This window comes from Peribacillus sp. TH14, assembly GCF_016651145.1.
GTDB lineage: Bacteria > Bacillota > Bacilli > Bacillales > DSM-1321 > Peribacillus > Peribacillus butanolivorans.
The window spans coordinates 27,278-39,831 of sequence record NZ_JAEKEK010000001.1 but is presented as its reverse complement, the minus strand read 5'-3'; the positions used below and the strand labels follow the sequence as shown (position 1 = coordinate 39,831).

Below are 12,554 nucleotides of genomic sequence, written 5' to 3'. Positions count from 1 at the left end.
TTTAGAAACAAGATTTGTTTTATAGAAAAAAATTAAGTAGTAGCCCTTTCTAATTAATGACTGAGCACATTTTACTATAATTCCACCATTATCCTGAACATTTTTTTAATAAAATCATTAAATAATGAGAGGACAACCTCAAAGAATGGGAGGAATGATTTATGTGTGGTTCTAATGGAATGGGCGGTTGTTGCCCTCCAGCACAAACGTTTCAAGAACGAATTTGTGGTAATTTTAGTAATCCAGGTATTGGGGTAATAGATCAGGTGGTATTTAATGCTCCAATTGGCGATTATATCGAAGGGACTTTTGAAATTTTTAACTCTGCATCCAGCTCAGGAGTTGTAACAGGTACAGTCAATACTTCAGTCGGTCCTTCTGTTGGTGTAGGACCCGTTCCACCAGGAAATACCTTTGCAAGTGCAGTGAGAAATCCGACTTCTTTCAGCCTTGATATACCAGCAGGATCAAGTGGTACGTACTGTATTACTCTGTATAAGCGTGTATTAGCATAGTTTAGTTAAAAGTAAAAAGGAGTTCTCATTTTGTATAGAGGACTCCCTTTTGTTGAGAGCAACACTGGGTGTTATTTGAAACGAATGTCTGAAATTGTAATAGTGTATAGAGTTGTCCGTATACAGAAATGAGGAATCATTTGTGGGAAATGACAAGAACAAGAAATGTAAATGTAAATGTAAATGTAAATGTGAATGTAAATGTGAAAAAAAGAAAAAAAAGAAGACCAGGTCACCTGAGAAAAGTTGCTTTCCTATACCAAATTGCGATAAAAAAATCTTCTGTACGGATATTTGTGGAAATATACATTTAGATCAGGATGTTCACGATTTGGAGATTTGGAAAAAAGAGCTGAATGAAAAAACGATGGTCACCGTTTCCGTTTTCAACAGTGCCTGGAGTATTAGTTCTCTTCAAGTTTTCGTGGTTTGTATGGAGGGAAGTCCTGTAGTATTAAATATACCAAAAGGAAACACACTTTCCGCAACCATAGAAGATGTTATTTCTATTTTCGTGGTACATGAAGAGGGAGGAAGAGTCGAGGGTAAATTCTGTTTAGAAATTTGTTTTCCTTTCCGTGACAAAAAATCCTTCTTCAACTAACGGGTGATATCCTATTAGCTGGTTTAGTTGAAGAAGAAGCACTAAAGAAGACCACAATAAGTGGTCTCTTTTATTTGTTCAAAAATAAACATTAATGTTTATCCAAGACTAATCTAAAAAACGAAGGGATGTTTTGAAATGGCAAATTTAAAAAGAAACATGATCGAATTGATAAAGGAAGTGAAGGAAGGTGAAATTGAAACGGTAAAGTATCTCACACCTGTATTCATTCCTTTTTCAGTAGTTTATGAAGCAATCGATATGACACAAGAAATTGATAGAAGCGAAGATGCTAAAAGTGCTACATCTGAAAAAGAATTGATTGATAAACTGTTAGATTTTGTAGCAAACAAGATTTATAACAAGCAATTCACAAAAGAAGATTTATTTAATGGTCTTCACGCACCAGATGCTATCCAAACCTTACAAGAACAAATTATGTTTGTGGCTCAAGGCCACCAAAATGATGAAACAAAAAAGTTCTTGGCGAAGAAAGGTTAACGGATGAAGACTTTTCCCCAGCCAAGCAAAAAGAATATATGGACAAACTCATCCTTAATCTCATGAAAGATGGTAAGGATATCAACGAAATATTGGGTATGCCTTACCATTTTTTACTTGAAATATTAAGAGAAGAAAATAAACCAAAACAAGAGAAATCCTTAATCGCCGCATTCGGAGGTTAGGGATTTTTATATTGGTATGAGAAGGGAGGGTGATTGATGGAGAAAATAGAAGGCCTTTCGATTGGACTTGACCTTGACTCCACAGCCCTCAATCGTGGTCTAACTGGGGTAAAAGATAAGTTAAGGACTGTAAACAGTGAAATGAAGGCAAACATGTCAGCTTTTGACCGTGGTGATCGTTCTATTGGGAAATACGAAACACGTTTATCTGGATTGAATAGGAAACTAGAAGTCCAAAAAGAGGTCACGAAACAAGCCAAGGCTGAGTACGAAAAGATGGACAGAGAGAATGGAGAAGGCTCCAAAGAAGCGGATAAAGCTGCCAAAAGCTATAACAATGAAGTTGCTGCTCTAAACAACTTAGAACGCTATGTTGGTGGTGTAAAAGAAGAACTAAAAAAAATGAAAGAAGAACAACGAATTGCTTCTTCTGGATGGACAAAAGCTGGCGACTCTCTTATTAATTTCGGAAGTGGTTTGAAATCTATATCAGACAAAACAAAGGATTTAGGAAAAAGTTTAACCAAGAAACTTACTTTACCTGCTGTAGGGGCGGCATCGGCACTAGCGAGCATAGCGCTGGTTAAAGGGTTTAATCGCCTAGTCGGAATAGATACAGCCAAAGCAAAATTAAAGGGGCTGGGTCACGATGCTAAAGGCGTAGAAAAAATAATGGAGTCAGCCCTCGAATCCGTTAAAGGGACATCATTCGGATTGGACGAAGCTGCAACAACGGCAGCTAATGCTGTGGCTGCTGGAGTTGAAGAGGGGACGGAATTAACAAGGTATTTATCCTTAACTGGTGATGCGGCAGCAATAGCCGGGGCAGGGTTAGGTGAGATGGGATCTATCCTAAATAAAGTCCAGACATCTAATAAGGCTTACAACGGGGAATTACAGCAATTATCTGACAGGGGATTGCCCGTTTATCAGTGGTTGGCAAAGGAAGCAGGAGTGACCGGAGAAGCGGTATTTAAAATGGCTTCCGATGGTGAAATATCCTCCGAAATGCTGATGAATGCCATTGAAAAAAACATTGGCGGAGCAGCTGGAAAAATGGGTGAAGAATCATTTACTGCTGGGATCGCTAATATGTGGGCGGCTGTTGGTCGCCAGTTGTTGAAAAGAGGTTTTATATGATTAGTTCTGTATCTACTAATCAATTAAATTAATCGATAGAGTTGCAAAGGGATTATTTTAAATCTGAACTTTTGAAAATGAATTATTTCAAAACTCCTGAGGGTCGACAATTATATGAACTTTCCTTATCCGAATTAGAAAGCATTTTTGATACTGAAAAAGCAAAAAGCCAAAGCGAGGAAAATACATGACTCGTAAAGGAAAACGTCGGTTGAAAAAGTCTCTGGTAAAGAGAAAAAAGGATAGGTTGACTCGTGCATTCAGAAACATTTTTGTTATGTCGGGTTATTTGGAAGAGTAGAGGAGGACTGTTATTGATGGCAAAGAAAATTCAACCGGTTATCATTCGTCGTCAAAGGAAGTATGAAGCTGAGCAAGCTATCAATGATTTAGAGGCGAGAGGATTTGAGGTTATTTCTCCTCTTAAACAGCAAAATCCTCAATCTGAAGTGCTTCATAATCTTTCGTTCGAACAGAGGAGATTCAAGGTAGAAGATTTTTCTTCTCCTTGGATTGCTAAGTTAAGAAGAATCGAAGAATAGACACAAACTGTGATTGTTACAGTCCGAAAAAAGTAACTATCCTCGGACGAAATAGCTACTTCTAAAATCGGTTTCCTATATTTAAGGGAGAAATAGGTGTTCTGCTCATTTTAATATATGTGTCAAAGATTGAAAGATAAAAATATTATCTGTTTTGATGGAAAGTCTTTATAAAATGTTCATATTCCAACATTCCCAGTTTGAAATATTACTTATTACACTGTATTTAATCTTATAATCGTCAACGAACTGTAAAACAATTTTTCACTTGATAGGCTTCTTTCCTCTCTCTTGTTAGTGGTAATCAGACTTTAAGTGCCTGTCATTACAACATAGTAGGGCCTGACTAATTCAATTTTACTAGTAAGGCAGATGGGAAAAGGTAGATTATTTAAGACGTTTGGGATAAGATGAGTCCCCTTCTTTAATTTTGGAAAAAAGATTTATTCTTGTTTCATCAGGTTTATTTTCTGATTGCATTTTCGAATTAATATTTAATTTGGTGGAGAGTTGTGTAAGTGCATGCTGAATTTTTTCTATATCTTCTTTGGTTGCGAATTTCTTATTATTAGTGAGTAAATATCCTAATTGTCCACTGGGTTCGATAGTGGCCCATTGTACATCTTTTATATTTTCTATCCCATTTTGTCGTAGGAGCATTTCAAGTGCATCAACAGAAAGTCGAAGTTTTATTAAATTTTTTTCATTTATTGAGCCATTCTCGATAACAATCTTTGACTTGCCAGTTAAAAAAATTTCGGCAACATCCCATTTCATTTGGATGTATTCAATTAGTAGTAAAGTTCCAATGAGAATGGTTGCAATCGCAAAAGTAACCCAAAGATTTTCGCCAATAACAGGGTGTATTAAAAGGGTCCCTATAAAAATCATGATAACAGTTGTTTCAGTAGTCATTTTGGAGACAGACCTTCTACCTGAAATGCGTATTAATAATATTCCAAAGATGACAATTAACATCGTTTTCCATATCCAACTTATATCCATAATTTAGCACCGCCACGTTACTTGGTGCTATATAGTCTTTGATTAATAGTTAGTTGATATACAGTTTTGATAAAAATAATGCGGGACACAGACGAACGATATCGCAGATCGAGGGAAAGGAAGGTATCAACGATATGGGCTATTCCCGAGAAGAACAAGAAACTTCGTTGATTGATTTTTGACAACAGTACAGGCTAGTGGAGCGTTTACTCTATTGTTCCTAAACACATTCGAAAACTCTCTAATTTCCGTCTTTGTGTTCAAATGCGTAATAAAAGGTCTTGATATATATCGTAAGCCTGTTTTAACTTAGGGCTGACAGAAAGGCACTTATTCAGCACTTCTGATTCAGTGCCGATGAAGCGGTCGCAAGAATGAGTAAACAATTGGCAACCATTGCAACTGATATGAATCATCTATATAATTAGATGAATTACGTATAAATGGAATCCCTAATAAGGGCCATTTACTAGATTTCCTAGATGAAATTAATATGATGGCTGTGCATCGGCGAATCAGTTTAAACTCGTAAATGTGAATGATAACAAATTCAAAACTTAACAAAATCGGAGGAATAAAAATGGCAAAACCAAACATGTGTCAAAGCTGTGGAATGCCCATGAAAGTGTCAAGTGACTTTGGAACTGAAAAGGATGGGACACCGTCAGAAAAATACTGTCACTATTGTTACGAAAATGGTGAATGGATGCATCCTGATGTAACATTCGATGAATTTTATGCATTCAGTTTAAAAAGGTTTCAGGAATCAGATATGAATCGGGTTGAAAAATTTTTTCTCAATAAAATGTATACAAAAAAATTCTTAAAAAAATTAGAGCGCTGGCGCTAAAACACAAAATTGTGCAGGTGATGAATATGAAAACGAAATCAGAATCAAAATCAGGTGGTTGGAAGCCATTTTATTACCTAATCAAACAATCCCATCCGTCCGAGAAAAAAACTGGAATCTTAAATTATTGGAATAACGCAGGAGTTGTAATTCTCTAAGGTGCATGAGTGTAGTTCTAACTGCCAATTGGAGGGCTTTTTTTATTTCACTAACGAAGAATTTATGTAAATTACTTCAACTAACAGATGCTTATCTTCAATAAGATAACTAAAAGATATTTCATAATCGGGCGCTTTAATGAAGTAACTAAAGCCTAATTTCTCGGTGTTAAAAGTGAGAAATTAGGCTTTTTATATTTGGATTGCTTTACCGTTGTAAATCTGTTTTTTACTGATGTTACTCCCTTAGCGTATGTTTTTCGCGTTTTGTTGGTAGGACCCCAGTAGGAACAAACTGTGCGGTAACTAAAAAACTAAATCGCAACAAATTTCAAGTCGTCTCTAAATTTTGAAACGGCTTTTTATTTTAGGCTCTGTTAAAGGATGTTGCTGATTTTCTTATGGCGGAATAGATAAAAAAGGCCGACCAATAAGGGTCGGCTTTTTTTTAACTATTTTTAACAACATGCGCCATATCCGTAACCGCCGCCGTAACCGCCGCCGTAACCGCCGCCGTAACCGCCGCCGTAACCGCCGCCGTAGCCGCCTCCACCAACAAAGCTAGCTCCAACAATGATTAAGAGTATAAACAAAACGACTATAAAGGCGAAACCTCCACCAAATCCAAAGCCGTCGTCACACCTTGATTCACAACCTGACATAAAGACATCTCCTTGTTTGTTTTTTAAGGAGGAAAAACTTAAATGGGTTATATTACCTTATGCTCTAATCAGGAAAATGACACTTAATCTTTAACAAAGCTTTATTTAAATAAAAAGGAGACGATGAAAGATGAACTTTTCTAAACTACCCCAATTAGTCGATATGAGAGGGGAATTAAAATCAAAAGGCATGTATTCAAAACGTACGAAAACAATCACTCACCGTGTATCACCATTCACTTACAAAAAACATTTGCCCGGATCTGATGCAGCAAGTTTCGCGGATTACCATGTAAACACGCTGGTGTGGCCCGGGATAGGATATACATTCATCATTGAACCTAAGAATGTTATTAACACGCCGAACGGAAAAAGGGCTATGATTGTATATGCGAATGATATAGACAAACTCACTTATCATGTAGGGAACAGCAATCAATTTTCGCTTGGTATCTGTGTTGCTGGAGACTATCGATATGACGATATAGATGAAGCCACACTTGCAAGTATTGCAGAACTTCACACTGCACTTGTTAAAAATGGGATAGGGAAGTGTGATAAAGCCCATAATGAAATGCCAGGTTATAGTTGGAAAGCTTGTTGTGAGTATAACTACAGAGAAGTTTTTGATTGGAAAGGTTCAAAGACACCAGCTAAACCATCTCCAGCACCTGATGTTTACACTATCCAAGAATGTAAGAAAAGGCGGGGCATGTGAATTATACACAATCTGGATTATAACTAATTCAAAGGGGTATTTTAACCTTATTTTGCATCGGAAAGGCAAATAAAAGTGGATGAATTAATGGCTCTATATTAGAGGGAAGGATTTCCGAACGATAAACGGACACTGATTCATTTTGCATGTGATAAAGTAATAGTATGGAAGTTTTGAAGAAGACTTCTAAATAAGGCGTGATGGTTTTTAGCTGTTGCACCTTTTCCCTTTTTACCTGAATGGTTTATTATTCGTGGTTGCTTGGAATATGGCCGAGCGACACTTCTTTTTGTTCACTGTAAACCAGACAAAATGTGATGATTACTGTTCTTTTGAAATATTATTATTCCTTTTCTTTTTTACTAAAAGAATGATAGCAATGATAAAAGCTATTAAGCTATATATCCAGGTAAACATAAAAGCAATGCCCAATCCGATATTTGCATCCACATATTCGCTGTTCACATGATCTATGGCTAAATATAGAAGCGGCGCACCTCCAATGATGAGCAGGATGACCAATAGAACATTCTTTTTCGTATTCCTGGTTGATAAAAAAATAATAATGAAGGATAGCAAGAGAAACGCTTCTGAAGCTATCGTCAAAGTTACCAGATTGCTCATAATAATTCACTCCTAATCATAGTTGCATAAATGGAATACATTTTTTTAGATGTGTTCCCTTATATCTATGTTCTATTTCGTCCCTTTTTCATAAATCCCAAAATATTTTTTATTTAACTTGTTTACTGCTGATTATAGAAACTACTGCCGCACATGCATAACTACATGATCGTTTAACAAGTGACCCGGTTAGTGTAGCCGTGCTGTCTGGTTTAGAGTGAATATTGGCATCACTCAGGACATGCAGAATAAATACCAAACAGGGTTGAGAATCAAAAAAACCTTTTTTTGTCTAAACAGTTAGATATAAAAACTTTATTGTTCAACTCGATTATTTAAGGGGCCTGAAAGCTTTATAAAGCAACGTTTTGAGTTAAACTCCTTATGTCTTGAAGATAACTCAGAGGGGTGTTTTTGGCTAGATTTAAGCGGAATTCGATATGGAATAGTAATGTTTATACATATTAAATCGAAACAATGACCGTACAAAACTTCCATGAATTTGGGTGCTAAAGATTAGCCTAAGTCATAACCGAATTTACAAAGTGACTCGTATGAGTCGCTTTTTTGTTTGAAAAGAGAGGCAGTCCAAATCAAAGAAATGGAAAAGGTGCGCTAGGAGCATCACCCTCAAATTTTAAAATCCCAATTAGTAACAGCTGAATGGATTGTTTATTGGTCTTAATTACAATATCTTACCAATTAGCTCAGGTGATGAAGTGAATCATTTGAAAATTAACCACTTTTCATATAATCTTACACATAATGGTTACTAAAAGTTAGCTTTCTCAATAAATAAGAGGTTAACAGGAGGAATTCAAATGAATCAAATAAAAACTAAGCTTTTTGAACCTGTAACAATTGGTGCATGGGACTTAAAAACAAGAACAGCAATGGCTCCTATGACACGGTCGTTTGCTGATGATAAAACTGGTGTTGTGAATGACCTAACCGTAGAGTATTACCGAAAGCGAGCTCAAGATGGAATCGGACTTATCATTACGGAAGGTGTTGTAATTTCACCAAGAGCAAAGGGTAATCCTGGCGTTCCTGGGCTCTACACTCAAGAACAAATTAATGGTTGGAAAAAAGTTACCGAAGCTGTACACGCTGAAGGCGGAACCATTATTGCGCAAATCTGGCATGTCGGCCGTGCAAGCCACCACGAAATTGCAGGAGGACTTCCACCACAGGCTCCTTCCCCTTTTGCTGCTGAAGGAAAGGTTTCACGATTCGGAAAACCTTTTGATATTCCTGAGGAAATGACAGAGACAGATATTGCAGAAGTAGTCAGCCAATATGCGCAAGCTGCAAAAAATGCGATGGAAGCCGGCTTTGACGGCGTGGAAATTCATGGTGCACATGGCTACTTAATCGACCAGTTTAACTCTGACACTTCCAATAAAAGAACGGATCGGTACGGCGGTGATTTAAAACAACGCCTGACATTTATGAAGGAAGTGCTAACAGCAGTCATTGATACGGTTGGAGTAGACCGTACCCTTATTCGTTTCTCGGCTTTAAAAATTGACCAGCCATCTTACATGTGGGAAGATCCTGAATCAGCGATTCAAACGTTTATTGAAGCTGTTAAAGAAACAGGCGTCAAAATGATTCACCCTTCTACAATGGAATTTACCAAACCGATTGCCAGAGGGCTAACCATGCATGAATTGGTACGTCGCCACTGGGATGGAGTTATAGTTGGTGTAGGCGGGCTTGATGCTGAAACAGCAGAAGACGCACTAAAAAAAGGCACCATTGACGTTGCTGCGATTGGCCGTCCGCTTATCGCCAATCCGGATTATCTTGCACGAATTAAGCAGGATAAAAAACTTGTTGATTACGAAGCAAAAAAACATTTAATTCAATTGGTTTAAACATTTAATTCAATTGGTTTAATAGAGAAAAAACAGGAAGCTTACTTGTTCATGTCAGCGTACCTTCTTTTCGGGGCAGGTTAGTTTTGAAGTTAATTAGGGGATTTGCAGGAATGGGAGTAAGTATGGTAGGTACAATTATACTTGGAATAAGCCTAATAATCCTAATTTTAATATTAATTACTGATTCAAATAAGTAAGAAAATTGAAAAGAACCATTTGATTGATTAATGATGTTCTTCTTAAACTAACGAGAGCGATACTTCAATAAGAGGTATCGTTTTTCTTATTGAGCTAACAGGTGCGTGAAGGATTCCTAGACAAAGTGAAAGAACGAGCTATGAACATCCTTGAAGGAAAAGACCTGGTTGACCCTTTATTCCCTTTCATCTGCAAAATTGGATGACCCTAACGAGGTTGATAATCCCGACTTTTGGGTAAAGGCGAATCCTATGTTCAGCGAACCAAGGAGCCCATATGCCAAAGGATTATTCAAAAAGGTTTTAACTCAATTTAAGCAACTTGCTAATAATCCAGCTAACCGAGAAGAATTCATGACCAAAGGGATGAATCTTCCGTAAGTGGACTTGGCAAAAAGTGTAGCAAGCTGGGAAGATATCCTGGCCACAAACAGACCATTCCCTGACTTATCGCACCGAACCTGTGTAGGCGGTTTGGATTTTACCAGTATCAAAGACTTTGCTGCAGTCGGGTTGCTTTTTAAAGTCGGTGAGGATTACGTTTGGAAATCCCATTCATTCATTCATTCATTCATTCATTCATTCATTCGTAAAGGATTTTTGGATATCGTTACGCTAAAGGTATCTATCAAAGAATGGGAACACCTAGGGCACATCACCATTGTGGATGAGCCTTTTATTGATATCCGTCATATTGTTAATTGGTTTGTAGAGATGCGTGGGCAATACGGACTGACGAAAATTGTAGCTGATACTTTCCGTTTGGATTTAGTAAGAACCGCATGAGAAGCTGAGGGATTTGAATTAGAATTTATAGGTAATCCTAAAGCCATTCATTCCATATTAGCGCCGAGGGTAGAAACATTGTTCGCTAAGAGTAATATCATCTTTGATGACAACTCACTCATGCGTTGGTATACCAATAATGTCTATGTTCACATTAAAAAGGATGGGAACAAGGAATATTTGAAAAAAGACGAATTTAGAAGGAAAACAGATGGTTTCCAGGCGTTTATCCACTCTTTATTTAAAGCAGATGAACTTTTAGTGGATGACGTGGACTTTTTCTTGGATGATATAGATTTTTAAAAGGCTCTGTTAAACGATGTTGTTTATTTTCTTGTGGAACTATCGGGGCAGAATAGTTGAAGAGTCGCTGTTTGATCTTTATTCAACAATTGGGCCACTTAGTTTAGTAAGAGGTTGAATAAAACCCCACTTTTTTATGATCATCCTTCCTAGAGATTTCTCCAACTTATACAAGCCTTACCCAACCAAATATTTCTGTTCCATATCCTATGATCATTGTTATTAATCCTTTAATATATCCCCAGCATTATCAGTCTAGGTTGCATATTTTTTATTATTTACATTAAATATGATGTATAGGTACATTTTTTTGAATTTTAAACGAAGAAAGAAAAATAAGAAATTTGGAAAATGAATTGTTTCATAGTTTAGCCCGAATACTAAATTAAGGTTAGGGGTTGAATTGATGGTATTAAAAATACGACTGACAGGACGAGTCATCTTTAAAGGAGAACCAGGATATGAACAGGCACGCCTAAACTGGAACCCGTACGTTGATACCTTTCCCCTTGTATTTGTTTTTGCTCAAAGCACGAAGGATGTTACAAATGCTATAAAATGGGCACGAATGAACAATGTGCCGATTCGGGTTCGGAGCGGACGACATGCATTGGACAAAAATCTTTCAATAGTTAAAGACGGTATTGTTATCGATGTGAGTGATATGAAAAAGGTGCAGTTAATTAGGGAGAAAGAAGTAGCTATCGTCCAAACTGGCATCAATGTAGGTCCACTAGTAAAGAAATTAGCACAGGAAGGCTTCATGGTCCCATTCGGAGATAGCCCAACCGTTGGAATTGGCGGAATCACCTTGGGTGGAGGGATGGGGCTACTTCAGCGATCAATTGGCTTTATCAGTGACAATCTCATTGGATTGGAAATGGTTGACGCCAATGGAACAGTCTTAAAGGCAAACAAAAACAACAATTCAGACCTTTTATGGGCTTCTCGCGGTGGAGGTGGGGGTAATTTCGGAATTAATACTGAATATAGGTTCAAGGTACATCATGCCCCCGCTGAAGCAACAGTATTCGAAATTATTTGGCCATGGAACCAACTAGAGAAAGTTTTCAAGGCGTGGCAAAAATGGGCTCCTTTTGTTGACAACCGACTAGGTTCTATATTAGATATTTTCTCTAAAAATAATGGGTTGCTTCATGCAACAGGACTATTCCTGGGTTCAAAAACGAAACTAACTAGCTTGTTAGAGCCTTTAACGAGCGTAGGTACTCCAACAAAGGTGTTTATCCAAGAATTGCCCTATCCGAATGTTGTTGAACATCTGATACCAGATGAACCAATCCCTGGAAGAGCAGACCGGAACTATAAATTTTCATCGGCTTGGGCGACATGTCTGTTTCCGGATGAAGCAATCAAGATCATGCGCAGTTTCCTAGAAGAATCGACCGGAACCGAATCCAGTTTCTTTTTTCTGAACTGTGGTGGCGCTGTAAGTAGAATCTCTTCTGAGGCGACTGCTTTTTTTTGGCGCAGTCCGAAGTTTTATTTGGAGTGGAATACAACCTGGACACAAGACTCTGAGGCATCAAGGAATCTTGCATTGGTTGCAAGAACACACCAGCAGTTGAATCCTTTTGTTGAAGGGGCCTACGTAAATTCTCCAGATCAGAATATTATAAACTTTGGACCGGCTTATTATGGAACCAACTTTGATAGATTACAAAGAATAAAAGCCAAGTATGATCCCGAAAATGTATTCCACTTTCCGCAAAGTATACCCCTAAATTTTAAATATATCTTTTGCATTTATCATTTTTTATGTATTCAGATATCTAGAATTGTTAGTAGGAAGTAACAACTTCCAATAACTGGCATTATGGTGCGACTAAGATCAACATTAATGTTAAACAAAGCCTTAAA

Annotated in this window: 13 protein-coding genes and 3 pseudogenes; 13 read left to right on the top strand and 3 right to left on the bottom strand. The window is 37.4% G+C overall.

The genetic code is table 11. The features are described from left to right. Positions 1 to 161: 161 nt before the first annotated feature. From JFU50_RS00265 to JFU50_RS00235, 7 genes are all read left to right on the top strand, one after another. Complete coding sequence (locus JFU50_RS00265; protein ID WP_201181322.1) at positions 162 to 515, top strand: S-Ena type endospore appendage; 354 nt, start codon at positions 162 to 164, stop codon at positions 513 to 515. 142 nt (positions 516 to 657) lie between these two features. Beyond that, complete coding sequence (locus JFU50_RS31710; protein WP_342366261.1) at positions 658 to 1,119, top strand: S-Ena type endospore appendage; 462 nt, start codon at positions 658 to 660, stop codon at positions 1,117 to 1,119. Between the two features lie 138 nt (positions 1,120 to 1,257). Then, entirely contained in the window at positions 1,258 to 1,620 is a 363-nt protein-coding gene (gpG, locus tag JFU50_RS00255; protein ID WP_201181320.1) for a phage tail assembly chaperone G, read from the top strand. Positions 1,621 to 1,658: 38 nt separating this feature from the next. Beyond that, positions 1,659 to 1,805, top strand: a complete 147-nt coding sequence (gene gpGT, locus JFU50_RS00250; protein ID WP_201221205.1) for a phage tail assembly chaperone GT — start codon at positions 1,659 to 1,661, stop codon at positions 1,803 to 1,805. Between the two features lie 36 nt (positions 1,806 to 1,841). Beyond that, entirely contained in the window at positions 1,842 to 2,945 is a 1,104-nt protein-coding gene (locus tag JFU50_RS00245) for a tape measure protein (RefSeq protein WP_201221203.1), read from the top strand. Positions 2,946 to 2,986: 41 nt separating this feature from the next. Continuing rightward, positions 2,987 to 3,136 carry a Fur-regulated basic protein FbpA gene (gene fbpA, locus JFU50_RS30545; protein WP_207205080.1) on the top strand — a complete coding sequence of 50 codons (150 nt, stop codon included), beginning with the start codon at positions 2,987 to 2,989 and terminating at the stop codon, positions 3,134 to 3,136. Positions 3,137 to 3,262: 126 nt separating this feature from the next. After that, the gene (locus JFU50_RS00235) at positions 3,263 to 3,487 is read left to right on the top strand and encodes a hypothetical protein (RefSeq protein ID WP_201221201.1); all 225 of its coding nucleotides are present in this window, start codon (positions 3,263 to 3,265) and stop codon (positions 3,485 to 3,487) included. 387 nt (positions 3,488 to 3,874) lie between these two features. Here JFU50_RS00235 and JFU50_RS00230 read toward each other — a convergent pair whose 3' ends face one another. After that, positions 3,875 to 4,402: a DUF421 domain-containing protein gene (locus JFU50_RS00230; protein WP_242489013.1), complete on the bottom strand. Its 528-nt coding sequence runs from the start codon at positions 4,400 to 4,402 to the stop codon at positions 3,875 to 3,877. A 670-nt stretch (positions 4,403 to 5,072) separates the two neighbouring features. Here JFU50_RS00230 and JFU50_RS00225 point away from each other — a divergent pair. Together JFU50_RS00225 and JFU50_RS31335 are read left to right on the top strand one after the other, a co-directional pair. Further along, positions 5,073 to 5,342 carry a zinc ribbon domain-containing protein gene (locus JFU50_RS00225; RefSeq protein ID WP_201221197.1) on the top strand — a complete coding sequence of 90 codons (270 nt, stop codon included), beginning with the start codon at positions 5,073 to 5,075 and terminating at the stop codon, positions 5,340 to 5,342. A gap of 26 nt (positions 5,343 to 5,368) precedes the next feature. After that, positions 5,369 to 5,500, top strand: coding sequence for a hypothetical protein (locus JFU50_RS31335; protein ID WP_274608341.1), 132 nt, complete (start codon positions 5,369 to 5,371; stop codon positions 5,498 to 5,500). 548 nt (positions 5,501 to 6,048) lie between these two features. On the opposite strand, the pseudogene JFU50_RS31885 reads toward JFU50_RS31335, so the two are convergent. Next, positions 6,049 to 6,162 (bottom strand): annotated as a pseudogene (locus tag JFU50_RS31885) (YjcZ family sporulation protein); the annotation flags it as partial. A 130-nt stretch (positions 6,163 to 6,292) separates the two neighbouring features. Between JFU50_RS31885 and JFU50_RS00215 the strand changes: the two are divergent. Next, complete coding sequence (locus tag JFU50_RS00215; RefSeq protein WP_201181308.1) at positions 6,293 to 6,880, top strand: peptidoglycan recognition protein family protein; 588 nt, start codon at positions 6,293 to 6,295, stop codon at positions 6,878 to 6,880. Positions 6,881 to 7,201: 321 nt separating this feature from the next. Here JFU50_RS00215 and JFU50_RS00210 read toward each other — a convergent pair whose 3' ends face one another. Further along, positions 7,202 to 7,504 (bottom strand): hypothetical protein, encoded by a 303-nt coding sequence (locus JFU50_RS00210; RefSeq protein ID WP_201181306.1) that lies wholly within the window; start codon positions 7,502 to 7,504, stop codon positions 7,202 to 7,204. A gap of 821 nt (positions 7,505 to 8,325) precedes the next feature. On the opposite strand from JFU50_RS00210, the gene JFU50_RS00205 reads away from it, so the two are divergent. From JFU50_RS00205 to JFU50_RS00195, 3 genes and pseudogenes are all read left to right on the top strand, one after another. Continuing rightward, a complete protein-coding gene (locus tag JFU50_RS00205; protein ID WP_201221193.1) occupies positions 8,326 to 9,384 on the top strand; it encodes an alkene reductase in 1,059 nt (352 codons plus the stop codon). 301 nt (positions 9,385 to 9,685) lie between these two features. After that, a pseudogene (locus JFU50_RS00200) lies at positions 9,686 to 10,673 on the top strand (terminase TerL endonuclease subunit); the annotation flags it as partial. A gap of 406 nt (positions 10,674 to 11,079) precedes the next feature. Continuing rightward, positions 11,080 to 12,414 (top strand): annotated as a pseudogene (locus JFU50_RS00195) (FAD-binding oxidoreductase); the annotation flags it as partial. Between the last annotated feature and the right edge of the window lie 140 nt (positions 12,415 to 12,554).

Bases quoted from the DNA above. Each gene is read 5' to 3' on its own strand.
- JFU50_RS00265 (WP_201181322.1), top strand. From the start codon at position 162: ATGTGTGGTTCTAATGGAATGGGCGGTTGTTGCCCTCCAGCACAAACG.
- gpG (WP_201181320.1), top strand. From the start codon at position 1,258: ATGGCAAATTTAAAAAGAAACATGATCGAATTGATAAAGGAAGTGAAG.
- gpGT (WP_201221205.1), top strand. From the start codon at position 1,659: ATGGACAAACTCATCCTTAATCTCATGAAAGATGGTAAGGATATCAAC.
- JFU50_RS00245 (WP_201221203.1), top strand. From the start codon at position 1,842: ATGGAGAAAATAGAAGGCCTTTCGATTGGACTTGACCTTGACTCCACA.
- JFU50_RS00235 (WP_201221201.1), top strand. From the start codon at position 3,263: ATGGCAAAGAAAATTCAACCGGTTATCATTCGTCGTCAAAGGAAGTAT.
- JFU50_RS00230 (WP_242489013.1), bottom strand. From the start codon at position 4,402: ATGACTACTGAAACAACTGTTATCATGATTTTTATAGGGACCCTTTTA.
- JFU50_RS00225 (WP_201221197.1), top strand. From the start codon at position 5,073: ATGGCAAAACCAAACATGTGTCAAAGCTGTGGAATGCCCATGAAAGTG.
- JFU50_RS31335 (WP_274608341.1), top strand. From the start codon at position 5,369: ATGAAAACGAAATCAGAATCAAAATCAGGTGGTTGGAAGCCATTTTAT.
- JFU50_RS00215 (WP_201181308.1), top strand. From the start codon at position 6,293: ATGAACTTTTCTAAACTACCCCAATTAGTCGATATGAGAGGGGAATTA.
- JFU50_RS00210 (WP_201181306.1), bottom strand. From the start codon at position 7,504: ATGAGCAATCTGGTAACTTTGACGATAGCTTCAGAAGCGTTTCTCTTG.
- JFU50_RS00205 (WP_201221193.1), top strand. From the start codon at position 8,326: ATGAATCAAATAAAAACTAAGCTTTTTGAACCTGTAACAATTGGTGCA.